This is a genomic window from Streptomyces sp. NBC_00237 (assembly GCF_026342435.1).
Classification (GTDB): Bacteria; Actinomycetota; Actinomycetes; order Streptomycetales; family Streptomycetaceae; genus Streptomyces.
Genome location: NZ_JAPEMT010000002.1, coordinates 2,278,123 through 2,300,731, shown reverse-complemented (window position 1 = coordinate 2,300,731; position 22,609 = coordinate 2,278,123). Strand labels below are relative to the sequence as shown.

At 69.9% G+C, this 22,609-nt stretch carries 19 protein-coding genes; 8 read left to right on the top strand and 11 right to left on the bottom strand.

Annotated elements, in window-relative coordinates; translation table 11 throughout:
- The first annotated feature begins 48 nt into the window (after nucleotides 1-48).
- From OG897_RS23935 to OG897_RS23920, 4 genes are all read left to right on the top strand, one after another.
- Nucleotides 49-1,371 (top strand): PhoH family protein, encoded by a 1,323-nt coding sequence (locus OG897_RS23935; RefSeq protein WP_266659250.1) that lies wholly within the window; start codon nucleotides 49-51, stop codon nucleotides 1,369-1,371.
- 416 nt (nucleotides 1,372-1,787) lie between these two features.
- Nucleotides 1,788-2,516, top strand: coding sequence for a transglycosylase SLT domain-containing protein (locus OG897_RS23930; protein ID WP_266659249.1), 729 nt, complete (start codon nucleotides 1,788-1,790; stop codon nucleotides 2,514-2,516).
- Between the two features lie 141 nt (nucleotides 2,517-2,657).
- A complete protein-coding gene (locus OG897_RS23925; RefSeq protein ID WP_266659248.1) occupies nucleotides 2,658-4,076 on the top strand; it encodes an AI-2E family transporter in 1,419 nt (472 codons plus the stop codon).
- Nucleotides 4,073-4,834 carry a hypothetical protein gene (locus OG897_RS23920; protein WP_266659247.1) on the top strand — a complete coding sequence of 254 codons (762 nt, stop codon included), beginning with the start codon at nucleotides 4,073-4,075 and terminating at the stop codon, nucleotides 4,832-4,834. Before OG897_RS23925 ends, OG897_RS23920 begins: the two co-directional genes overlap by 4 nt.
- Before the next feature lie 82 nt (nucleotides 4,835-4,916).
- On the opposite strand, the gene OG897_RS23915 is transcribed toward OG897_RS23920, so the two are convergent.
- Both OG897_RS23915 and OG897_RS23910 read right to left on the bottom strand, forming a co-directional pair.
- On the bottom strand, nucleotides 4,917-5,450 hold the full coding sequence (locus OG897_RS23915; protein WP_266659246.1) for an alkyl hydroperoxide reductase: 534 nt from the start codon (nucleotides 5,448-5,450) through the stop codon (nucleotides 4,917-4,919).
- A gap of 54 nt (nucleotides 5,451-5,504) precedes the next feature.
- Nucleotides 5,505-6,059, bottom strand: coding sequence for a peroxiredoxin (locus tag OG897_RS23910; RefSeq protein ID WP_266659245.1), 555 nt, complete (start codon nucleotides 6,057-6,059; stop codon nucleotides 5,505-5,507).
- Between the two features lie 135 nt (nucleotides 6,060-6,194).
- Here OG897_RS23910 and OG897_RS23905 point away from each other — a divergent pair, with 135 nt between their 5' ends.
- A complete protein-coding gene (locus tag OG897_RS23905) occupies nucleotides 6,195-7,136 on the top strand; it encodes a hydrogen peroxide-inducible genes activator (RefSeq protein WP_266659244.1) in 942 nt (313 codons plus the stop codon).
- A gap of 202 nt (nucleotides 7,137-7,338) precedes the next feature.
- Here OG897_RS23905 and OG897_RS23900 read toward each other — a convergent pair whose 3' ends face one another.
- The 5 genes from OG897_RS23900 to OG897_RS23880 form a co-directional block, all read right to left on the bottom strand.
- Entirely contained in the window at nucleotides 7,339-9,645 is a 2,307-nt protein-coding gene (locus OG897_RS23900) for an FtsX-like permease family protein (protein WP_323188092.1), read from the bottom strand.
- Nucleotides 9,642-10,358, bottom strand: a complete 717-nt coding sequence (locus OG897_RS23895) for an ABC transporter ATP-binding protein (RefSeq protein ID WP_266659243.1) — start codon at nucleotides 10,356-10,358, stop codon at nucleotides 9,642-9,644. The genes OG897_RS23900 and OG897_RS23895 overlap by 4 nt, the downstream gene beginning before the upstream one ends.
- Nucleotides 10,355-10,879 carry a PadR family transcriptional regulator gene (locus OG897_RS23890; protein ID WP_266659242.1) on the bottom strand — a complete coding sequence of 175 codons (525 nt, stop codon included), beginning with the start codon at nucleotides 10,877-10,879 and terminating at the stop codon, nucleotides 10,355-10,357. Before OG897_RS23890 ends, OG897_RS23895 begins: the two co-directional genes overlap by 4 nt.
- Before the next feature lie 86 nt (nucleotides 10,880-10,965).
- On the bottom strand, nucleotides 10,966-11,280 hold the full coding sequence (locus OG897_RS23885) for a hypothetical protein (RefSeq protein ID WP_266659241.1): 315 nt from the start codon (nucleotides 11,278-11,280) through the stop codon (nucleotides 10,966-10,968).
- A complete protein-coding gene (locus tag OG897_RS23880; RefSeq protein ID WP_266659240.1) occupies nucleotides 11,277-12,224 on the bottom strand; it encodes an SPFH domain-containing protein in 948 nt (315 codons plus the stop codon). Before OG897_RS23880 ends, OG897_RS23885 begins: the two co-directional genes overlap by 4 nt.
- Nucleotides 12,225-12,567: 343 nt before the next feature.
- On the opposite strand from OG897_RS23880, the gene OG897_RS23875 reads away from it, so the two are divergent.
- Nucleotides 12,568-14,958, top strand: coding sequence for a transglycosylase domain-containing protein (locus tag OG897_RS23875; protein ID WP_266659239.1), 2,391 nt, complete (start codon nucleotides 12,568-12,570; stop codon nucleotides 14,956-14,958).
- 105 nt (nucleotides 14,959-15,063) lie between these two features.
- On the opposite strand, the gene OG897_RS23870 is transcribed toward OG897_RS23875, so the two are convergent.
- From OG897_RS23870 to OG897_RS23860, 3 genes are all read right to left on the bottom strand, one after another.
- Entirely contained in the window at nucleotides 15,064-16,554 is a 1,491-nt protein-coding gene (locus OG897_RS23870; RefSeq protein ID WP_266659238.1) for a catalase, read from the bottom strand.
- Between the two features lie 132 nt (nucleotides 16,555-16,686).
- A complete protein-coding gene (locus OG897_RS23865) occupies nucleotides 16,687-18,591 on the bottom strand; it encodes a SpoIIE family protein phosphatase (RefSeq protein WP_266660442.1) in 1,905 nt (634 codons plus the stop codon).
- A 478-nt stretch (nucleotides 18,592-19,069) separates the two neighbouring features.
- Nucleotides 19,070-19,756 (bottom strand): DUF402 domain-containing protein, encoded by a 687-nt coding sequence (locus OG897_RS23860; protein ID WP_266659237.1) that lies wholly within the window; start codon nucleotides 19,754-19,756, stop codon nucleotides 19,070-19,072.
- 149 nt (nucleotides 19,757-19,905) lie between these two features.
- Here OG897_RS23860 and OG897_RS23855 point away from each other — a divergent pair, with 149 nt between their 5' ends.
- Entirely contained in the window at nucleotides 19,906-21,240 is a 1,335-nt protein-coding gene (locus OG897_RS23855) for a hypothetical protein (protein WP_266659236.1), read from the top strand.
- Nucleotides 21,241-21,319: 79 nt separating this feature from the next.
- Nucleotides 21,320-21,676, top strand: coding sequence for a helix-turn-helix domain-containing protein (locus OG897_RS23850; protein WP_266659235.1), 357 nt, complete (start codon nucleotides 21,320-21,322; stop codon nucleotides 21,674-21,676).
- A 17-nt stretch (nucleotides 21,677-21,693) separates the two neighbouring features.
- Here OG897_RS23850 and OG897_RS23845 read toward each other — a convergent pair whose 3' ends face one another.
- A complete protein-coding gene (locus OG897_RS23845; RefSeq protein WP_266659234.1) occupies nucleotides 21,694-22,596 on the bottom strand; it encodes a serine protease in 903 nt (300 codons plus the stop codon).
- Nucleotides 22,597-22,609 lie beyond the last annotated feature (13 nt).

Genomic DNA, 22,609 nt, shown 5'->3' with positions numbered 1-22,609 from the left:
CGCGACGTCGTCGCACCCCAACCTCAGTACGAGGGGGTACGTCCTTCCGTGGTGAACAGCTCTAAGCGCCGCCTTCCCGACAGGCGCACCTACGTTCTCGACACCAGCGTCCTGCTGGCCGACCCCAGCTCGATGACCCGCTTCGAGGAGCACGAAGTCGTGCTGCCGATCGTGGTCATCACCGAACTGGAGGCCAAGCGGCACCATCCGGAACTCGGTTACTTCGCCCGGCAGGCCCTGCGCCTGCTGGACGACTACCGCATCCGGTACGGCCGCCTCGATGCCCCCATCCCGATCGGGGACCTCGGCGGGACGGTGCGCGTCGAACTCAACCATTCCGATCCCGGCGTCCTGCCCGCCGGTTACCGGTTGGGGGACAACGACTCACGGATTCTCGCCGTCGCACGCAATCTCCAGGCCGAGGGGTACGACGTCACGGTCGTCTCCAAGGACCTGCCGCTGCGCATCAAGGCGTCGTCGGTCGGCCTCCTCGCGGAGGAGTACCGCGCCGAACTCGCCATCACCGACTCCGGCTGGACCGGAATGTCCGAACTGACCCTGGAGGCCGATCAGGTCGACCTGCTCTTCAGCGAGGAGCGGGTGTACGTGCCCGAGGCCGCCGACCTCCCCGTGCACACCGGACTGGTCCTCCAGTCCGAGCGCGGCAAGGCGCTCGGCCGGGTCACCGCCGAAGGCAACGTCCGTCTCGTACGCGGCGACCGGGGCGCGTTCGGCATCCACGGCCGGAGCGCCGAGCAGCGGATCGCGCTCGATCTGCTCCTCGACCCCGAGGTCGGCATCGTCTCGCTCGGCGGCCGGGCGGGCACCGGCAAGTCCGCGCTGGCCCTCTGCGCGGGCCTGGAAGCCGTACTGGAGCGGCAGGAGCACAAGAAGGTGATGGTCTTCCGGCCGCTGTACGCGGTCGGCGGGCAGGAGCTGGGATACCTTCCCGGCTCCGAGTCCGAGAAGATGTCGCCCTGGGCGCAGGCCGTCTTCGACACCCTCTCCGCGGTCGCGGGCAAGGAGGTCATCGAGGAGGTGCTCGGGCGCGGGATGCTGGAGGTCCTGCCGCTCACGCACATCCGGGGGCGCTCGCTGCACGACGCGTTCGTGATCGTCGACGAGGCCCAGTCCCTGGAACGGAACGTCCTGCTGACGGTTCTGTCCCGGATCGGGGCGAATTCGCGCGTCGTCCTCACCCACGACGTCGCGCAGCGCGACAACCTCAGGGTCGGCCGGTACGACGGAGTCGTCGCCGTCGTCGAGAAGCTGAAGGGGCATCCGCTCTTCGCGCACGTCACGCTCACCCGCTCCGAGCGCTCGCAGATCGCCGCGCTGGTGACCGAAATGCTGGAGGACGGCCAGATCTGAACCGCTTGTCCCAAGTGCACGCATGAGCACGGCAGTTGGCGCCGTCCGGCCGGGTCCGCGAGAAGCGGGTGATCTTAGTCGGGCGGCGCTTCGTCGCGCCCGGGGTTCCACGAAACCGCTGCTCCGAAACCGGTGTGACCTTTCACACGTAAGTAAGAATTGATAAGCAGCCTGATCTTCCGGCAGAGTCTTGCTTCCGTCAGGCCCCGCATACGGCACAGCCGCACCTCCAGAGGTGCAACACCACACAAATCAACAGACTTCGCCGTATGCCGCCCGAGTAACACGGAGCACTCCCACGGGAGTTGCCCACCGGGTCCGAGCCTCCCGTGACACAGCACGCAGGGAGGCCAGCGCCAGGGGTGCGATTGCGTCCGCCAGGGTCACCGGTGCGGACGCTGCTGGAAGGAAACCGTGTGAGCCGGATTTCGGTTCGGGGATTCGCAGTGGCCTCCGCCACCGCGGTCACCACAGTCGGCGCCGTCGTGGGCGTCGCATCGGGCGACCCCGTGTCGTCGGGCGACAACAACTTCGAGGCCGCAGCCGCCGACACGACTCTCCTCGCGGACATCCCCGTCGGTCAGCAGGCGCAGGTGGCCTCCGCCGCCGTGACGCAGCAGGCCGACGTGCAGGCCGCGGCCGCCGACGAGGCCGCCAAGACGCAGGCAGAGCAGTCCGCCCGTCTCAAGGCCGCCTCTGACGCCAAGGCCAAGAAGGAAAAGGCCGACGAGGCGAAGGCAGCCAAGGAGAAGGCCGAGAAGGAGGCCAAGGAGCGCGAGCAGGTCGAGGAGATCGCGAGCCGGTCCTCCTCCCGCGACGCGGGCGAAGCCTCCTTCGAGCAGAAGTCCTCGTACTCGGTCTCCGACGTCAAGGCGATCGCCCGCCAGATCGTTCCGGCCGGCCAGTTCCAGTGCTTCAGCAACATCGTGAACCACGAGTCGACCTGGAACTACCAGGCGCAGAACCCGACCTCGGCCGCCTACGGCCTGGTCCAGTCGAACCCCGGCTCCAAGATGGCCTCGGTCGCCCCCGACTGGCGCACCAACCCCGCCACGCAGATCAAGTGGGGCCTGAACTACATGAACGTCCGCTACGGCAGCCCCTGCGAGGCGTGGGCGTTCTGGCAGAACAACAACTACTACTAAGAGCAGCCAACCCGGGTATTCGTCGCCGCGGGCACTGAACTTCGCAGAGCCCCCCACCGTCCTACGGTGGGGGGCTTCGCCCGTGTACGGTCGGGTCGTCCGTGCACTCCGGGGGGAGTCGTGGGGGGAAGAGGAAGCAACATGTCGAAGACTTCAGGATGGTTCAACGGGCTGGGAGCCCGGCTGACCCATGTGGGAGAGCGCCTGGAGGAGCGACGCGCCCAGGCGCAGGCCGATCCGGACGCCGTGGCCGTTCCGGAGACCGACGTGCCCGATCACGTTCCCCCGCCCCCGGACTACGCGCCCGCCGTGGCCGCCAAACCCGAACCCGCCGCCGCCGTGCCGTGGGGACTGCGGGTCGCCGCCGAAGCCTCCTGGCGGCTGCTCGTCCTGGCCGCCGTCATCTGGGTCCTCGGGCAGATCATCGTGCAGGTGCAGCTCGTCGCCTTCGCGTTCATGGGCTCGCTGCTGATCACCGCGCTCCTCCAGCCCACGGTCTCCCGGCTGCGCAAGATGGGCCTGCCGCGCGGCCTCGCGACCGCGTTCACCGCCGTCCTCGGCTTCGTGATCATGGGCCTGATCGGCTGGTTCGTGGTCTGGCAGATCATGGACAACGCCCAGGAACTCTCGGAGAAGGTCCAGCAGGGCATCCAGGACCTGCGCCACTGGCTGCTCAACAGCCCCTTCCACGTCACCGAGCAGCAGATCAACGACATCACGAAGAACCTCAGCGAGGCGATCGGCACCAACGTCCAGGAGATCACCTCCGCCGGGCTCCAGGGCGTCACGGTCATCGTCGAGATGCTGACCGGGATGCTGCTCGCGATGTTCTCCACCCTCTTCCTGCTGTACGACGGCAAGAAGGTCTGGGAGTGGACGCTCAAGCTCGTCCCCGCCTCGGCCCGCCCGGGCATGGCGGGCGCGGGCCCGCGCGCCTGGCGCACGCTGACCGCCTATGTGCGCGGCACGGTGATAGTGGCCATGATCGACGCCATCTTCATCGGGCTCGGCCTCTTCTTCCTCGACGTCCCGATGGCCGTGCCGCTCGCCGTCGTGATCTTCCTCTTCGCCTTCATCCCGCTGGTCGGCGCGGTCATCTCCGGCGCGCTGGCGGTCGTCGTCGCGCTCGTGGTCCAGGGCCCGTTCATCGCGCTGATGGTGCTGATCGTGGTCCTCGCCGTGCAGCAGATCGAGGGCCACGTCCTCCAGCCGTTCATCCTGGGCCGCGCGGTACGGGTGCACCCGCTCGCCGTGGTCCTCTCGGTCGCGGCCGGTGGCCTGATCGCGGGCATCGGCGGTGCGGTGGTGGCGGTGCCGCTGGTGGCCGTCCTCAACACGGCGGTGGGCTACCTGCGCGCGTACTCCCAGGAGAACGCCCTGAAGGCCGCCCCGAAGCCGCACGGGGCGACGGCGCACGAGGTGGCGCCGACTCCGGCACCGGGGGGCCCGGGGGCCACGGCTTCGGCCTCGGCCTCTTCCGGGTCTTCGGCCTCTTCCGGGTCCTCGGCTTCGGACCGTACTCCTGGCGACCGTACGAACGACAAGGGCACCTCTGCGTGATATCCGAACTGGAACTCGTCGGCGGACCGGACGGCGGCCCGCGCCCCGAACTCCTGGACGCGGGCGGCGGACCCGAACGCGAGGGGCCCTCGCCGGGCGACCGTGCGCGTGCGCTGGCGAAGCTGCCGTGGGTGTGGGCGCTGGGCGGGGCGGTCGTGGCGTCGGCGGTGTGGGCGGGCGGGCTGTACGCGTTCCGGGACCAGGGCCCGGACCAGCGCGGATACCGGATCACGGCGGAGGCGTGCGACAAGGTGCCGCTGAGCGCGATCAGCAGGAAGCTGGGGGAGAGGGACCGGCCCACGGACGCCTCCGACCGGTCCGACGACCCGGCCTTCCGCAGGACCGAGTGCCACATGGGCCTGAAGTCGACCGGGGCGCGCACGTCGGGCAGGGTGACGACGTACACGGCCGAGCTGCTGGTCGAGGAACACCTCAAGACCGATCCGGGACCTGAGCTGGGGGCCCGGCTCACCTCGGGCCGGTACGGCGCCGACGATCCCGTGGTGTCCCCGGTGGCCGGGCTGGGCGACCGGGCCTTCTTCGTGCGGGCCCCGGAGCACGGCTACCTGGAGGCGGACCTGCGCCTGGTGGTCCAGGACGGGGGCGTGGTCCTCACGCTGTCGGTCACCGGGAACGTCGACCTCAACGGCAACGTCACGGACCCGGTGGACCCGAAGGACCTCAAGCCGGACTACACGGGGGTGCCGAAGCTGATGGAGAGCGACATGCGGGAGCTGATGGCGGTGCTCAAGAAGTAGCCGGTACGCGCGAACCGCCACGCGTGAAGGGGCCCGTCGGCATCGCGTGCCGACGGGCCCCTTCACGTACGTACCGCTGCGACTACTCCGCGAGTACGGCCTCGGAGTCGAGGGTGACGCCGACCGCCTGGATGACCGCGGCGATCTTCACGGCCTCCTGGATCACCTCGCGGGAGACGTCCGCCTTGCGCAGGACCTGCTCGTGCGAGTCCAGGCACTGGCCGCAGCCGTTGATCGCGGAGACCGCGAGGGACCACAGCTCGAAGTCGACCTTCTCGACACCCGGGTTGCCGATGACGTTCATCCGCAGGCCCGCGCGCATCGTCCCGTATTCCGGGTCGGAGAGCAGGTGGCGCGTGCGGTAGAAGACGTTGTTCATCGCCATGATCGCGGCGGCGGACTTGGCCGCCGTGAACGCCTCGGCGGAGAGGTTCGCCTTCGCCTCGGGCTCCAGCTCGCGCAGCACCTTCGGCGAGCGCGAGGCGATCGCGCAGGCCAGCACGGTGCCCCACAGCTGCTGCTGCGGGAGGTCGCTGTTGCCGATGACCGAGCCCAGGTTCAGGCGCAGGTCCTTGGCGTAGTCCGGTATGGCGGACTTCAGTTCGTCGAGTGCCATGTCAGGTCGTTCCGTTCTGTGGTCCGTACGGTCGGGCTGGTGCTTCGGGGGTTCTTACTCGCCCGAGAGCAGCGCGACCGGGTCCAGGGTGTTCTCGCCCTTGGTCCAGTTGCACGGGCACAGCTCGTCCGTCTGGAGCGCGTCGAGGACCCGGAGGACCTCCTTCGGGTTACGGCCCACGGAACCGGCGGTCACCATCGTGAACTGGATCTCGTTGTTCGGGTCGACGATGAAGACGGCGCGCTGCGCGAAGCCGTCCTCGCCCTCGATGCCGAGGTCACGCATGAGCTCGTGCTTCGAGTCGGCCAGCATCGGGAAGGGCAGGTCGGTCAGGTCCGGGTGGTCCTTGCGCCAGGCGTGGTGCACGAACTCGGAGTCGCCGGAGAAGCCGAGGACCTGGGCGTCGCGGTCCGCGAACTCCTCGTTCAGCTTGCCGAACGCGGCGATCTCGGTCGGGCAGACGAAGGTGAAGTCCTTGGGCCACGCGAAGACGACGCGCCACTTGCCCTCGTAGGACTTGTGGTTGATCTGCTCGAACTCCTTGCCGGACTCCAGGGAGACACAGGCGGTGAGGTCGTACGTGGGGAACTGGTCACCAACAGTGAGCACGCGCGCTCCTTGCTACATCGGGAAAGTCCCTTTTCAGGGTTTTCCTGTGGGGGTGGACGGATCCCCACAGTGACACAAGAGGCATTGATAGCGGAAATAGCTAGACTTGCTCGTACCGATCGGAGGTGGCTATCAGTGGCCGTAGTAAATAGGGGCAAGCAGCCCTCTCTGGCCCAGCTGCGGGCCTTCGTGGCGGTGGCCGAGCACCTGCACTTCCGCGACGCGGCGGGCGCGCTCGGGATGAGCCAGCCCGCGCTGTCCGGGGCGGTCTCCGCGCTGGAGGAGGTCCTGGACGTCCAGCTCGTCGAGCGTACGACCCGCAAGGTGCTGCTCTCGGCGGCGGGGGAGCGGCTGGCGGTGCGGGCCCGGGTGGTGCTGGAGGCGGTCGGGGAGCTGATGGAGGAGGCGGAGGCGGTACGGGCGCCCTTCACCGGGGTGCTGCGGCTCGGGGTGATCCCGACGGTGGCGCCGTACCTGCTCCCCTCGGTCCTGCGTCTCGTCCACGACGCGTATCCCGCCCTGGACCTCCAGGTGCACGAGGAGCAGACGTCGTCGTTGGTGGAGGGGCTGGCGGCGGGGCGGCTGGACCTGCTCCTGCTGGCGGTGCCGCTCGGTGTGCCCGGGGTGGTCGAACTCCCGCTCTTCGACGAGGACTTCGTCCTGGTGATGCCGGATCAGCACTGGCTGGCGGGCCGGGACGACATCCCTCGCGAGGCCCTGCGCGAGCTCCATCTCCTCCTGCTCGACGAGGGGCACTGCCTGCGGGACCAGGCGCTGGACGTGTGCCGGGAGGCGGGGCGGGAGGACGGGGGGCCGGTGACGACGACGGCGGCCGGTCTCTCGACGCTGGTCCAGCTGGTGGCGGGCGGGCTGGGGGTGACGTTGTTGCCCCGGACGGCGGTCCAGGTGGAGACGGGCCGCAACCCGGCCCTCGTCACGGGCTACTTCGCGGACCCGGCGCCGTCGCGGCGGATCGCGCTGGTGATGAGGGCGGGGACGGCCCGCTCCGAGGAATTCGCCGAGTTCGCGGCCGCTTTGCGGGAGGCCCTGGAGGGCCTGCCCGTCCGGATGGCCTAGCCGCCCTCCCCCCTCAGGGGCGCGGGGAACTGCGCGCCCAGCCACGACGCACCCGCACGTGCGCGGGACAGCCGCGCGGCAAGCGCTTTAGGTGAAGGGGCGGGGCAGGGGACTCATCCCGCCGAAGGCGGGACGGGGTTCAGGGGCGGAGCCCCCGGCAGTAACCCCAGCCCCGCCCCACCCACCCCCCACCCCGGCGGAGCTACTCCGTGCGCAGGCCGTCCGGACGGACCAGCCGCCACAGCACCGGCATGCTCAACCCCGCCACCAGGAGCGCGACCCCCGCCCCCAGCCCCGACATCGCCGCCACCGACGCCCAGTTGAAGTTGATCGAGAAGCCCGTCATGCGCAGCAGCACCGCCCCCAGCCCGCTCCCGACGACGACCGCGAGCAGCAGGCCCAGGGCCACGGGCAGAGCCGACTGCCACAGCACCGACCACCCCAGCGTGGCGCGCGGCGTGCCGGACGCCACCAGGGCGGCGAGCAGCTTGCGGCGTTCGCGCAGCTGTTCCAGCTGGGAGACCAGCAGACTGGCCCCGATCAGCAGCAGTACGCACGTCGCGCCCGCGAGCACCGCCCGCTGGATCTGCTCGAACCGTACGTTGGTCTCCGTTTCGGTCATGCCCCAGACCTGGGTCAGCGGGTCGGCCCCCAACGCCACGTTGCGCACGTGCTCGGCCGCGTCCGGCGCCGACGGGTCGGTCTTCACGTACAGGCTGTGACTGAGGACGGGCTTGGCCGCCGCGGGCACCGCGCCGGGGGTGACGAGGACGGTGCTGCGCTGGTACCCCCGGGGGCCTCCCTTGGTCGGTACGGTCGTCGTGCTGGACGGCAGGGTCCACGGCACGCCCCGCCCCTCGGGGTCCACGCTCGCCGGGTCGAGGTAGTAGCGCTGTCCCGGCGTGAGGCGTTCGTCCGCGCCCTTGGCGAGGAAGGCGTCGCCGTCCCTGCAGGACGGCAGGACCGCGATCTGGCGGAGTGCGGCACAGTCGCCCACGGTCAGCGTGACTATTTTTTCGGGGGACTTGGCCTTGTCTCCGAGGTTGGCGTCGCCGATGTCGAGAGCGAGGTGCGCGCCGGGGATCTTGGCGATCTTCGCCTTCAGCGCGTCGATCTGCGGGGCGACGGGACTGTTCGCGCCGACGGTGACCGACATGCTGGTACGGGAGACGTCGACGCCGGTGTCCTCGGTGTACCGGCCGGAGGTCGCGCCGAGCATCATCTGGAGGGCGATGGCTCCGGCCACCGCCACGGCGATGCCGTTGACCGTACGGGCGGCGGTGCCGCTGTTCACCTGGAGCCTGCGCACGGCGAGCTGCCAGGCGACCGGCCCCTTGCCGAGGCGCTGGACGACCGCTTCGACCAGCCACGGCAGCAGGGCCGTGACGCCGATCAGCAGCAGGGAGACGCCTGCGGCGACCTGGGGCTGGCTGAGGTCGCCTCCCCTCGCACCCTCGCGCATCTGCGGCAGCAGCAGGCCGAGTCCGGCGACGGGCATCAGCAGCCGCCACCAGATCCTGCGGCGAACGGGTTTGGCCGTCCGCATCACGCCGAGCGGTTCGATGACCACGCCGCGCAGCGCGAGGAGCGTCACCAGGATGGCGGACGCGGGCACCGCGACGCAGATCAGGACGACCAGCCAGAGGGCCGGGGCGAGGTCGGAGGGGAAGACGCTGATCTTCTCCAGCGTGATGAGCCCCGCCATGGAGCGGATCAGGAAGAACAGCCCGCCGCCCACCACGAGCCCGGCGAGCGCGCCCGCGAGGGCTTCGCCCGCCGCGATCCGCCGGGTCATCGCCCCGTCCGAACCGACCAGCCGCAGTGCCGCGAGCCGCCGGTCGCGGCGGTCGCCGCCGAAGCGGACGGCCGCGGCGATGAGTACGGCGACCGGGATGAGCATGACGACGAAGGCGACCAGGATCAGGAGCAGCAGGGTCGAGTCCAGGCTCTCCATCATCGAGGAGCCGCGGAAGGCGTTGATCCGGAAGATGTCGCCCTTGGCCCCGGTGAGGCGATCGCTGCCCTGGTAGTAGGCGAGTTCGTTCGGGCCGACGAGACCTTCGTCGGCGATGACGGCCGTGACGGGACCGTTGAGGCGTTCCCGCAACAGCTCGCCGTCGTCGGAGTCCATGAGGTCTTGGAGCGCGGGGGACACGGCCAGCTCGCCGGGCTTCGGCAGGGCGGTCAGACCGGGCGGCACGGGGGCCTGCGGCCCTTCGGGCTGCACGAGCCGTCCTCGTACCGCCTTGTCGCGGTAGTCGGCCTGCACGGCGGCGATCAGGAGCGTGTCAGGGCCGGGCTTGTCGGTGGCGACGCGTCCGGCGAACTCGCCGCGTGCGAAGCCGCGTTCCTCCCGTGCGGCGAGCGCGTTGGGAATCGCGGAGGTGATCAGGAGCAGGGCCACGCCGAGCCCGACGCCGACGGCGGTCAGGATCGTACGGGTCCAGCCCTCGCGTCCGCCGCTGACGGCGAACTTGGCTCCCATGCGCAGATCGTCGAGAGCGCTCACTTGGCGAACTCCAGGGTCAGGTCACGGGCCTTGCCGTCGCGTACGACGACCTCGCGGTCGGAGTAGGCGGCGACCCGCGCCTCGTGGGTGACCAGGACGACGGCGGCGTTGGTGGAGCGAGCCGCTTCGGTGAGCAGCTCCATCACGCGCTCGCCGTTGAGGGAGTCCAGGGCGCCGGTCGGCTCGTCGGCGAACAGCACGCGGGGGCCGCTCGCCAGGGCGCGGGCGACCGCGACGCGCTGGCCCTGGCCGCCGGAGACCTCGCCGGGGCGCTTGGGGCCGAGGTCGGCGACCTCCAGGCGCTCCATCCAGGAGAGGGCGGTGCGTTCGGCGTCCTTGCGCTTGGCTCCGTTCAGGCGCAGCGGGAGCGCGACGTTCTCGACGCAGGTCAGCTCGGGGACGAGCTGGCCGAACTGGAAGACGAAGCCGAAGTCGGTACGGCGCAGCTTGCTGCGCTCGCGGTCCGACATGGCGGACAGATCCTGGCCGTCGTACGTCAAGGAGCCCGAGTCGGGGGTGAGGATTCCGGCGAGGCAGTGCAGGAGCGTCGACTTTCCGGAGCCCGAGGGGCCCATGACGGCGACGACCTCGCCGGGGTGGATGGAGAAGTCCGCGCCGTCCAGCGCGGGGGTGGGGCCGTACGCCTTGCGCAGGTCGACGGCGCTGAGTATCGACCCGGCGGGCGGGGCGGGGTGGGTCACGGTGGGGGTCATCGGCGTACCTCTGCTGCGAGACGGTCCAGGCGGGCGGTGGTCAGTTCCAGCCAGCGCAGATCGGCTTCGAGGTGGAACAGGGCGTGGTCGCAGATCAGCTGGTCGGCGAGGTCGCCGCCGCGCTTGCGTTCGGTGAGGGCGCGCATCAGCCGCAGGTGCTCGCTGCGCTGGGCGTCGAGCAGCTCGGCCGCGGAGCGGCCGGTCAGCAGGGCCAGGACGACCTTCGTGTACAGGGTCGACTGGAGGTAGGGCTCGGGCTTCTCGGGGCTGGCGAGCCACTGCTGGACGTCCGTGATCCCGGCGTCGGTGATGGCGTACGTCTTGCGGTCGGGGCCGTTGCCCGACTCGGTGCCGTCGACCTCGACGAGGCCGTTCTTCAGCAGGCGGGACATGGTCGCGTACACCTGTCCGTAGGCGAGCGGGCGGTCGTGTCCGAACTTCTCGTCGAAGGTGCGCTTCAGGTCGTAACCGTGGCGGGGACCGGCCTCCAGGAGGCCGAGCAACGTGTGGCTGATGGACATGCCGAGGACTATACACACCGCGTATACGCGGTGTGTATAGCTGGGGCAAAGGAAGGTGGGGAGCGGTCGGAACCGCTCCCCACCTGCTATTTCTCGTTCTCGTCCGGGTCTCCGGAGGATTCGTCCGCCGAATCCCCCGAAGCGGGCTCCGATGGCGGCTCCTGCTTCGGCGGGCGGCCCCTGCGCGGGATCGGACCCGCGTGTTTCGGCAGTCGGCCCGCTTCGTTGAGGGACTTGCGGAGCAGGAATTCGATCTGCGCGTTGGCGCTGCGCAGCTCGTCCGCGGCCCAGCGCCCCAGGGCGTCGTACACCTGGGGATCCAGCCGCAGCAGCACCTGCTTGCGCGCCCCGCGCCGGGGCCCGGAGGGTGCGGGCCCGTCCCCGGTGGCGTCCTCGCTCACTGGTAGAGCGAGCCCGTGTTGATGACCGGCTGGGTCGCCCGGTCGCCGCAGAGCACGACGAGCAGGTTGCTCACCATGGCCGCCTTGCGCTCCTCGTCCAGCTCCACGATGTCCTGCTCGGTGATCCGGGCGAGCGCCTGCTCCACCATGCCGACCGCGCCCTCGACGATCAGCTTGCGGGCGGCGACCACCGCTCCCGCCTGCTGCCGCTGGAGCATCGCGGAGGCGATCTCCGGGGCGTACGCGAGGTGGGTGAAGCGGGACTCGATGATGTGGACCCCGGCCGCCTCGACGCGGGCGTGCAGCTCGATCGCCAGCTTCTCGGTGATCTCGTCGGCGTTGCCGCGCAGCGACAGGCCCTCTTCGTCGTGGGAGTCGTACGGGTACTCGATGGCGATGTGCCGTACGGCCGCTTCGGTCTGGGTGGAGACGAACTCCAGGAAGTTGTCCACCTCGAAGGACGCCTGCGCGGTGTCCTCGACCTTCCACACCACGACGGCGGCCAGCTCGATCGGGTTGCCGTACGCGTCGTTGACCTTCAGGACCGCCGTCTCGTGGTTGCGGACGCGGGTGGAGATCTTGTGGCGCGTGGTCAGCGGGTTCACCCAGCGCAGGCCGTCGGTGCGGATGGTGCCCCGGTAGCGGCCGAAGAGCTGGACGACGCGGGCCTCGCCCGGCGCGACCATGTTCAGGCCGCTCATCGCGAGGACCGAGCCGAAGAAGAGCAGGACGCCGACGACGATCAGGGCGACCTTCGCGCCCACGGCGGCGACCATCGCGCCCAGCGCGATCAGTCCGGCGGCGGCGACGATGCCGACCAGGCCGAGCAGGAGCGCGAGGCCGCCCGCGATGCTGTGCGCCGCGAATTCGGTGACGCGGGGGGTCGGCATCTCCGGGAGGTCGCCGGGTGAGTTGTCGGAGGGAGTGCGGGCGGTGGTCGGCATGGTGGGTCCCCGTTTCTGTGCGTGGTGCGCGACGGGGCCGTGCCCGCTGCGCGACTGGCTCCGCTGCGTACGAGCAGGGCCTAGCAAAGTGATATCACTTTAGCGCGCCCGGGGTCTGTCGGAAAGTGTCAATTCGGATTCCCTTCCTCAACTTCTCTCCCAGCTGGCAACCTTTGGGCACGCTTGTTCGTCGGTTCCCTTGGGGGAGGTGCTGATTGTCACGTCACAGAATGATGCGATTGGCCCAAAATTGTCCTTTCTGACGGTGTTAGCTTTCTGAGCTGATCCGGAGAATGTCCGGTGAGTGTGGCGAGTGATGACTGAGATGCGGAGCGACTGACCCATGGGTCGAGCGGATGAGCGCAGAGCCCGGCAGACCGGCGGTTCCCGCCGGGCGCGGGCTCCCAGGAAGAGCGGCATACGACGCTTCTTCACCTGGAAGAAAGTGCTGGGCACGTTCCTCGGGCTCTGCCTGCTGGCCATGGGAGCCTTCGTCGCCCTGTACATGGCGATCGACATCCCCGAAGGCAACGCCGCGGCGAAGCGGCAGAGCAACGTCTTCAAGTACAGCGACGGCTCGATCCTCGCCCGCACCGGCAACAGCGGTGACTACGCCCGCGAGAACGTCTCCCTGGACCAGATCCCGAAGAAGGTCCAGAAGACCTTCGTCGCCGCCGAGAACATGTCGTTCTACGACGACAACGGCATCGACTTCAAGGGCACCGCACGCGGCCTGCTGAACACCCTCAGCGGCAAGGGCAAGCAGGGTGGCTCGACCATCACCCAGCAGTACGTCAAGAACTACTACCTCACGCCCGAGCAGACGGTCAGCCGCAAGCTCAAGGAACTCGTCGTCTCCCTGAAGGTGGACGAGAAGTACGACAAGGACTACATCCTCCTCGGGTACATCAACACCAGCTACTACGGGCGCGGCGCCGCCGGAATCCAGGCCGCCGCCCAGGCGTACTACCGCAAGGACGTCAGGGACCTGACCGTCGAGGAAGGCGCCTATCTGGCCGCCCTCCTCCAGGCGCCCAGCAGCTACGACGTCCTCAACGCGACCCCGACGAACAAGAAGCTCGTCATGGACCGCTGGAACTACGTCCTGGACAACATGGTCAAGATGGGCGAGCTCCAGCAGTCCGAGCGGGCCGGGATGAAGTTCCCGATGCCCAAGCCCATCCAGCCCAACCCCGGTATGAAGGGCCAGACCGGCTATCTCGTCGAGGCGGCCGAGCAGCAGCTCAAGGCGCGCTACCACGTCACCCCCGAGCAGCTCGCGGCCGGTGGCTGGACGATCACGCTCAACATCGACAAGAAGCGCCAGAAAGCCCTGGAGAAGGCGGTCGACCGCCAGCTGGAGTCCAAGCTCGACCGCAAGTCCAAGAAGAAGGTCGACCGCGACGTCCAGGCGGGCGCGACCTCCATCAACCCGAAGACGGGCGCGGTCGTCGCCCTCTACGGCGGCGCGGACTACCTCAAGCATCAGATCAGCAACGCCACCCGCGTCGACTACCAGCCCGCTTCCACGTTCAAGCCAGCCGTGTTCGCCGCAGCGCTGGAACTGGGGTCGCTGAACCAGGACGGTGAGAAGATCACCGCCAACACGATCTACAGCGGCAAGAGCAGGCGGCCCGTCGTCGGCAAGGGAGGCGGCGGCTACGCCCCGCAGAACGAGGACGACGAGTCGTACGGCGACATCGACGTTCAGGAAGCCACGGACAAGTCCGTCAACTCCGTCTTCGCGCAGATGATTGTGGACGTCGGTGCCGGGAACGTGAAGGAGACCGCGCTCCGGCTGGGCATGCAGGACCGAGGCGACTTCGGTGCCACCCCCTCCATGGCGCTGGGTTCCATGCGGGCCAACACCATGGACATGGCGTCGATGTACGCCTCCCTGGCCGCGCACGGCAAGAAGGTCACCGCGTCCATCGTCAAGGAGGCCGAGCACAAGGACCGCTCGACCATCAAGCCGGAGGGCTTCAAGGAGGGCGAAGGCATCAGCCGCGAGTCCGCCGACACGGTGACCTCCGTCCTGGAGCACGTCGTGCAGGAGGGCACCGGCCGCGCCGTCAGCAACGGCAAGTACCACGCGGCGGGCAAGACCGGCACCTCGGAGAACAACCGTTCCGCCTGGTTCGCGGGGTACACCCCGGAGCTGGCCACGGCGGTCGGCATCTTCGGTGAGGACGCCGACAAGGGCAAGCAGACCACCCTGACCGGTGCGGCGGGCGGCGGCCGGATGAACGGCTCCAGCTTCCCCGCCAGGATCTGGGCGGACTACACCACCGGCGCGCTGAACGGCGGCTCGGACACCAAGTTCGACCTCCAGATCAAGGACGGCGCCGGCTGGGAGCCGCCGCCCCCGCCGCCGCCCCCGGAGACCAAGCCGCCGAAGGAGACCAAGCCCCCGGAGGAGACCAAGCCGCCGGAGGAGACCAAGCCCCCCAAGGACCCGAAACCGGGCCAGAACCAGGGTCAGAACCAGGGCGGCGACAACCAGGGTCAGAACCAGGGCGGCGACAACCAGGGTCAGAACCAGGGCGGCGACAACCAGGGTCAGAACCAGGGCGGCGACAACCAGGGTCAGAACCAAGGTGGCGACAACCAGGGTCAGAACCAGGGCGGCGACAACCAGGGTCAGAACCAAGGTGGCGACAACCAAGGTCAGAACCAGGGTGGCGACAACCAGGGCCAAGACCCAGGTGGCGACGACGGCCAGTGGCGGCCGTAGCCCCGTAGACGGCCCCGTCGGCGCGCACGGGGGAAACGGCGGCGGCCCCCACCCTCTCCGCGAGGGTGGGGGCCGCCGCCGTACCGCCGTGCAACTCCCTTGTGCCTACGAGAAGTTCGCCGACACCCGGTCGCCCAGATCCTTGTCCACGTTCCGCCAGTACGCGAACGCCCGCTCAAGGACCGGCCTGCTCACCCCGTCCGACAGGTGCCCGGTGATGTTGGCGACCAGCCTGGCCCGCGCCGCGTCGTCCAGCACCTGGCGCACCAGCGTGCCCGCCTGGCCCCAGTCGTCGTCGTCCCGGCGCAGGGTGTACGCGTGGTGCACCATCTCGCCCGAGGCGTGCCAGCCCGCGGGCTCGCCGAAGCGCTGCGTGTCGGCCGCCGGACCGCCGTACGAGTTCGGCGCGTACACCGCGCCCGCCCGCGAAGGCTCGTACCGCATCGGTCCGTCCTTCGCGTACGAATTGACCGCGAACCGGGGCCGGTTCGGGGGCAGTTGCGCGTAGTTCGGGCCGATCCGGTACCGGTGGGCGTCCGGGTACGAGAAGAGCCGTCCGAGCAGCATCTTGTCCGGGGACGGGCCGATGCCCGGCACCAGGTTCGACGGCTCGAAGGACGCCTGCTCGATGTGGACGAAGTAGTCCTCGGGGTTCTCGTTCAGAGTCATCCGGCCGACCTCGATCTCGGGGTAGTCGCCGTGCGGCCACACCTTCGTCAGGTCGAACGGATTGAAGCGGTAGTCCGGCGCCCGGTCGAACGGCATCACCTGGACGTACAGCTTCCAGCTCGGGTGCTCGCCCCGCCCGATCGCGTCGAAGAGGTCCCTGCGGTGCACGTCACCGTCGGTCCCCGCCATCGCGTCGGCTTCGTCCTGCGTGAAGAAGTCGATGCCCTGCTCGGTCTTGAAGCGGTACTTCACCCAGAACCGCTCGCCGCCCGCGTTCACCCACAGATAGGTGTGCGAGCTGAAGCCGTCCATGTTCCGGTACGTCTTCGGAATGCCCCGGTCGCTCATCAGGATGGTCACCTGGTGCGCGGACTCCGGCGACAGCGTCCAGAAGTCCCACTGCATGTCGTGGTCGCGCACCCCGCTGTCCGGGCGGCGCTTCTGCGAGCGGATGAAGTCCTGGAACTTCATCGGGTCACGGACGAAGAAGACAGGGGTGTTGTTGCCCACCATGTCGTAATTGCCGTGCTCGGTATAGAACTTGAGCGCGAAGCCGCGCGGGTCCCGCCAGGTGTCCGGCGATCCCTGCTCACCGGCCACGGTCGAGAACCGGGCCAGCATGTCGGTCCGCTTCCCCGGCTGGAAGAGGTCGGCCTTCGTGTACTGGCTGACGTCGTTGGTCACTTCGAAGAAGCCGTACGCGCCCGATCCTTTCGCGTGCACCACCCGCTCCGGCACCCGTTCCCGGTTGAACTGGGCCATCTTCTCGATGAGGTAGTGGTCCTGGAGCAGGATGGGGCCGTCGGGCCCGACGGTGAGCGAATGCTCGTCGCTCTCCACCGGGATTCCGGCGTTGTCGGTGGTGTACGGGGCGGTCTGCGGCGTGTGCCGTGCGTGCTGCGGCGCCTTGCGGGTCTCCTCGGTCACGAGCGTCCTCCCGGAGAGGGGTGGGGGAATGGGTCGCTACGTCCGACTGACCCAGTCAACCCCTCCGGCATGACCTCGGCAACACTTGGACCGGATCCAGACTGAGACCCGCTCCCGGGGAGCCCCGGGACCTCAGGACTCCTTCGCGCCGCCCGGCAGCCCCAGCTCGAACCAGACCACCTTCCCGCTGCTCAGCCGGGTCGCCCCCCACTTCCGGGCCAGCCGGTTCACCAGGAACAGGCCGCGCCCGCCCTCGTCGGTGTCCCGCGCCCGGCGCTGCCTCGGCAGCTGCGGCGAGTCGTCGCCGACCTCGCACCGCAGGACGTCCGTACGCAACAGCCGCAGCGTCACCGGCCGCTCCGCGTACCGCACGGCGTTCGTCACGACCTCGCTGACCAGCAGCTCCACCGAATCCGACAGCTCCTCCAGGCCCCAGCGCTCCAGCGCCCGCCTGGCCAGCCTGCGGGCCCGGCCCGGGGCCTGCTCCTCCGGTTCGAGGAACCAGTACGCGACGTCGCTCGGCGCGATCCCGTCGAAGCGGGCCGCGAGCAGCGCGATGTCGTCGTCCCGGTCGCCGGGACCCAGCATGTCCAGGACGTCGTCGCAGAGCGCTTCGAGGGGCGGCGGATGGTCCGGGCCCGTCAGCTGGGCGGTGGCGGCGAGACGTTCCCTCAGCTGCTCGATTCCCGTCCACACGTCCCGCAGCCGGGACTCCACCAGGCCGTCCGTGTAGAGGAGCAGGGTGGCCCCGGCGGGGGCGTCCAGCTCGACCGCCTCGAAGTCGACGCCGCCGACCCCGATCGGCGCGCCCGGCGGCACGCGCAGCACCTCGGCGCGGCCGCCCAGGTGCAGCAGGATGGGCGGCGGGTGGCCCGCGTTGGCGATGGTGATGCGGTGGGACACCGGGTCGTACACCGCGTACAGACAGGTCGCCATGCGGTCCGTGCCGAGCCGCTGGGCCTGCTCGTCCAGGTGGTGCAGGACCTCCTGCGGCGGCAGGTCCAGGCCCGCGAGGGTCTGCGCGGTCGTCCGGAACTGGCCCATGATCGCGGCCGAGGTCATCGAGTGCCCCATGACGTCGCCGACGACGAGCGCGACCCGGCTGCCGGGCAGCGGGATCGCGTCGTACCAGTCGCCGCCGACCCGGGCCGTCTCGGCGGCGGGCAGATAGCGGGACGCCAGCTTCACCCCCGTCGGGCGGGGGAGCGAGTCGGGGAGCATGGTCCGCTGGAGCTCGTCGGCGATGTACGCCTCGCGCCCGTACAGCACGGCCTTGTCGATGCCGAGCGCGGTGTGCGTCGCCAACTGGGCGGCGACCAGAAGGTCGTTGGCCTCGAACGCACCGCGCTCGGGACCGCGCAGGAAGACGGCCGCACCGATCACCCGGCGGCGGCCCCGGAGCGGGGCGAGTATCGCCCGGCGTCCGTCGGGCAGCCCGCAGTCCTCGCCCAGGAGGTCCGGCAGAGCGACCCGCGCGGACGGCGCGTCGCCGAACACCGGCCGCACCCCGCGCAGCACCTCCGCCAGCGCGCCCCCGGACTCCACCTCGCACAGCTGCTTGGCGGGAGACCCGTCGCCGACGACCGCGTCCAGCTCGTCACCGGCCGGGCCCTCGGCACTCGTACGCAGCCGGTCGGTGCGCCGCAGCCGCAGGACGAACGGCACGGCGGGCCGCTCGTCGCCGACCGGGAGCGGATCGCGGAGATAGACCAGGATCGCGTCCGAGAAGGTCGGCACGGTCGCCCGGCACAGGCCGAGCACGATCTCGTCGAGGTCGATGCCTCGGGCGATCCGGCGGGTCGCCGCGCCGACGAAGCGCAGCCGGTCGCCCTCGGTACGGGCGGGCGGGACGCCCGGGACCGCAGCGGTCGGACCGTCCGGCGGAGGCGCACTCGGACCACCCGGCCCGGGCACGGTCGGCCCGCCGGGCGGGGGTGCGGCGAGGCTGCCGGACGAGGCCGCAGCGGCCTGCGGCGGCTGCTGGGCCCGCTCCGGCTGCGCCTGGCCCTGCACCGGCCCTTGACCCTTCTCCTGCACGTGCCCCCGCTCCTGCTCCTGCACCTGCTGCTGCGGTACGTGTTCCTCCGACTCCTGGCGCGGCCGGGCGCGTTCGTGCGGCCCGGCGACCAGGGGCTGCCGGCCTTCGTGCGAGGTGGACTGCTGCTCCGTCACGCGTGGGGTTCCGTCCGTCCGGGGAGCTTGTGCGATGCAATCGCTTGGTGCGATATACCCGCTCTGCGGGCGGCGTCGACAGAACGGTGGCCTGTGAACGTTACAGACTCGTCCGTACTCGCGTGCGTTTTCGGAGTCTTCCCCGAGGTCTTGGCCGACGTCGGGCCCGACGTCTTCGCGCGACCCTTCACAGATTCACCCCCCTGTAGTGACATACGGTCAGGTCCAGCTTCACGCCCGGCAGTTACCGTCTCTGCTCCGTCCTCGGCTCGGTGCGATCACGGGGTGCGCGGCCTTCCGGAGGACGATCCTACGTTTGGACCCAGGGGGCGCATCAAGAGTCTCACGTCGTCATGTGCGCCGGGGTGCGGTCCCAGTCATCCGGCAGCTCCGGCACGCCCCACCGGGGGTCGGGCCGCCAGTTCTCCCACCCGTCCGCGAACGGCGCGGCCCACGACTCCACGTCCCGTACGGCCGCGCGGCCCGCCGCCAGGACCCGCTCCGCCTGCTCCTCGTCGAGCAGGCCGACCCGCCGGGCCTCGGCGAACTCGTCCTCGTCCAGCCAGTGCCAGCGGCGGTCGGGGGCCACCGCGATGTCGAGGAAGTAGTCGCGGGAGTCCACGCCGCCCGCCCAACGGGCCCGGGGCTCCTCCAGATTGACGTACCAGTTCTTGAACCGCCAGCCGCGCTCCCAGAACAGCCACACCGACCAGGGGGCACCGGGCCGCGCCAGCTTCAGCACACCCGTCCCGAACCACCGCGAGGTGGTCGTCGTGCGGGGCTTCGTGTACCGCGTGGCCAGGGGCTCCTGGTGTACGGAAGTGCCGTCCACCAGGACCGGTTTGACGCAGCGGGTGCCGGGGGCCATCCACACGGCGAGCAGGTCCGCGGTGTCCTGGACGACGGTCACGGGGCGGCAGATGTGAATGTGCGGGGTCGCGTTGTCGCGGTAGCGCCAGAGGATGTGCTCCCCGGGCGCCCATCTGCCCCCACCGGACCCGGAAGCCTCATCGGCCGTCAGCTCTGTCATATCCAGATTTTAGGAGTACGGGCTCCGGGGCTCCGGGATTCCGCGGTTCCGGGAATCCCGGAGCCTCCGAGCCCCGGCCTCTACGGCATTCGGGTCACGTCCCGCGCCGCCTCACCACCCCACGCCCCCCGGTGTCCCACGCTGGGGCCATGACCCCCCGCACTCCCACCCCCCGCTGGGTGCGGACCGCGGCCCGTACGACCTACGTCCTGCTCGCCCTGTCCCTCCTCGCCGCGGGCCTCTTCGCGCACCTGTACTTCGGCCGTGACACCCCTCGCCCCGGCCACACCGAGAGAGGGGGCTGGGCCCCGCTCCTCCTCGCCTGCTGCGCCGTCGCGCTGTGCGCCGCCGCCGCACTGGTCAAGCCGTACCTGCTGACCGTCCACCGCTGTGCCCTCATGGCCACGGCCTCGACGCTGATCTTCCTCACCGGCATCGGCGTGACCTGGTACGTCGTGTCCCACGACGAGATCACGGACACCATCGTCGGCACCCCGCTCCTCACCCGGCGGGACGCGGACGACTTCCTTACCAGGACGCTCCCGGGCGTCCCGCTGCGGAAGATCCCGACCGGGGTCTTCGTCCAGAGCTCGAAGTTCACCTCGCCCGAAGAGGTCGAGGTCAGCGGCTACGTCTGGCAGCGGTACGGCAAGGACGTCCCGGAGTCGAGCATGGGCGTCGTCTTCCCCGAGGCCACCGACGGCTACGACGAGATCCAGGAGGCGTACGACACCAGGAGCACCGACGGCCGCCGCCTCAAGGGCTGGCACTTCAAGGTGACCCTGCGCCAGGACTTCAACTACAAGCACTACCCGCTCGACAAACAGAACGTCTGGCTCCGCATGTGGTCGAAGGCCACCTTCACCAACGACGTCCTCGTCCCCGACTTCGCCGCCTACCCGCCCTGGACGTACGGCCGGATCGGCCTCGACCAGGACGCCGTGACCACCGGCTGGAGCCCGTACTACACGGGCTGGAGCTTCGGGATGCACGAGTACACGATGACCCAGGGACTGACCGACTGGGACAAGCCCTTCAAGTCCGCGCCTGAGCTGTACTTCAACGTCGGGATGGAGCGGGAGTGGGCGGGGCCGATGATGGGGCGGCTGATCCAGTCGTTCTTCATCTCGGTGGTGATGTTCCTGGCGCTGTTCGTGTTCACGAAGGACGACGGGAAGAATCCCCGCTTCGGGTTCTCGGCGTGGACGGCGATCTCGTTCTCGGTGACGCTGCTGCTGGTGGTCGTCGTCGACCAGCAGGAGATCCGCGAAATCGCCGGTGACACCTCGCTGACGTACCTGGAGTACCTGGCCATCTCGCAGTACATCGTCATCACGGGCATCTTCGCGAACGCCATCCTGCTGGGCAAGGACACCAACCGCCGCTTCCTTGAGTGGCGGGACAACATGCTGGCGACGCTGCTGTACTGGCCGGTGCTGGTGGGGCTGTTCTTCGCCTTCACGCTGGCGGTGTTCGCCGCCTGACGACGGTTCTCGTGCTTGGTCCTCGCAACGTCCGGTGGGTACGCTGCCGGGCTGGGGCAGAAGCGAGGGGTGGGACGCGATGAAGAACGTGCCGTACCAGTGCGGGCTCGACGCGGCGGTCGACGTCATCGACGGCAAGTGGAAGGTGCTGATCCTGTGGGCGCTGCACGAGCGCCCGCGTCGCTTCGGGGCGACGAGGCGGGAGCTGCCCGGGATCAGCGAGAAGGTGCTCGCATCGCAACTGCGCGAGCTGGAGGCCGACTTGATCGTGCACCGCGAGGTGTACGAGGGCACGGCGGTGCCCCGGGTCGAGTACTCACTGACGGATCTCGGCCGCGAACTGCACGAGGCGCTCGCGCCGTTGGGCGCATGGGGCGACAAGCGGCTACGGATGCTCGCGGAGCTGGATGACGCGACCTCCTCGCTGGCCGGGTAGGGGATCGGGCAGGGTGCCTACTTCGGCGCAAGGGCTCCCTGGGTCGTGAAGAGGGCCTTGGCGGTCTTGTTGAACACCGCTCCCCAGACGACGTCCTGGAAGCCGTCGCCCCTGGGCCGGGAGCTGGTGACCGCGACCTGGACGTCCTCGCCGTCCGGCAGCGGGGCGTACCAGGGCCCGCCGCTCGCCCCGTTCGTCATGCGGCACGGCTTCAGCTGGGAGCCGCCGACGAGGCGGTCGTCCTTGACCGGGGTGGCGTTGCCCGCGCAGTACTGGAGCGCCTTGCCGTCGTACGGCGGCATGAACGGGTAGCCGAGCGCGGCGCGCGCACCGCCGGGCTTCGCGTCGAAGACGGCGCGGCTGGAACCGACCACGTCCTGCACGTGCCGTCCCCGGTCGTCCGTGCCGAGGGCGACGAAGGCGAAGTCGGCGGTGTGGTCCTCGTGCTCGGTCCAGGCGGGGGAGACACCGACGGAGCGGGCCGGGTAGCTTCCGTGCGGGGCGTTCCCGTCGTCGTACCCCGGGACGAAGAGCAGCGACTTCATCGCCCCGCCGACCGCTTCCAGATGCACGCAGTGCCCGGCAGTGGAGACGACGTCGCGGTTGGCGGCGGTGACGACGGCGGCCGTGCAGGTGGCCTTCTGCCCGCCGGGCAGCACCATGAAGAGCCGCCCGATGTGCGCGACGGCGTCGGGGTCGCCCGGCCAGGGGACTCCGGCGGGCGGCCCGTCACCGAGGGCCCGGCCGCCCGGGGCCCCGGCGTCCCGCGCCTCGGTGGCGGCTACCGCCTCCCGCATCCGGTCGGCGGTCCAGTAAGCACGTACGGAATCGGCGTCCTCCCCCATGGGGGCAGAGGAGGACGCCGACGCCAGGGTCGCGGCGAGTGCCGCCGCGACGGTCACGGAGAGTACGGAGATCATTCCCCGAACGTAA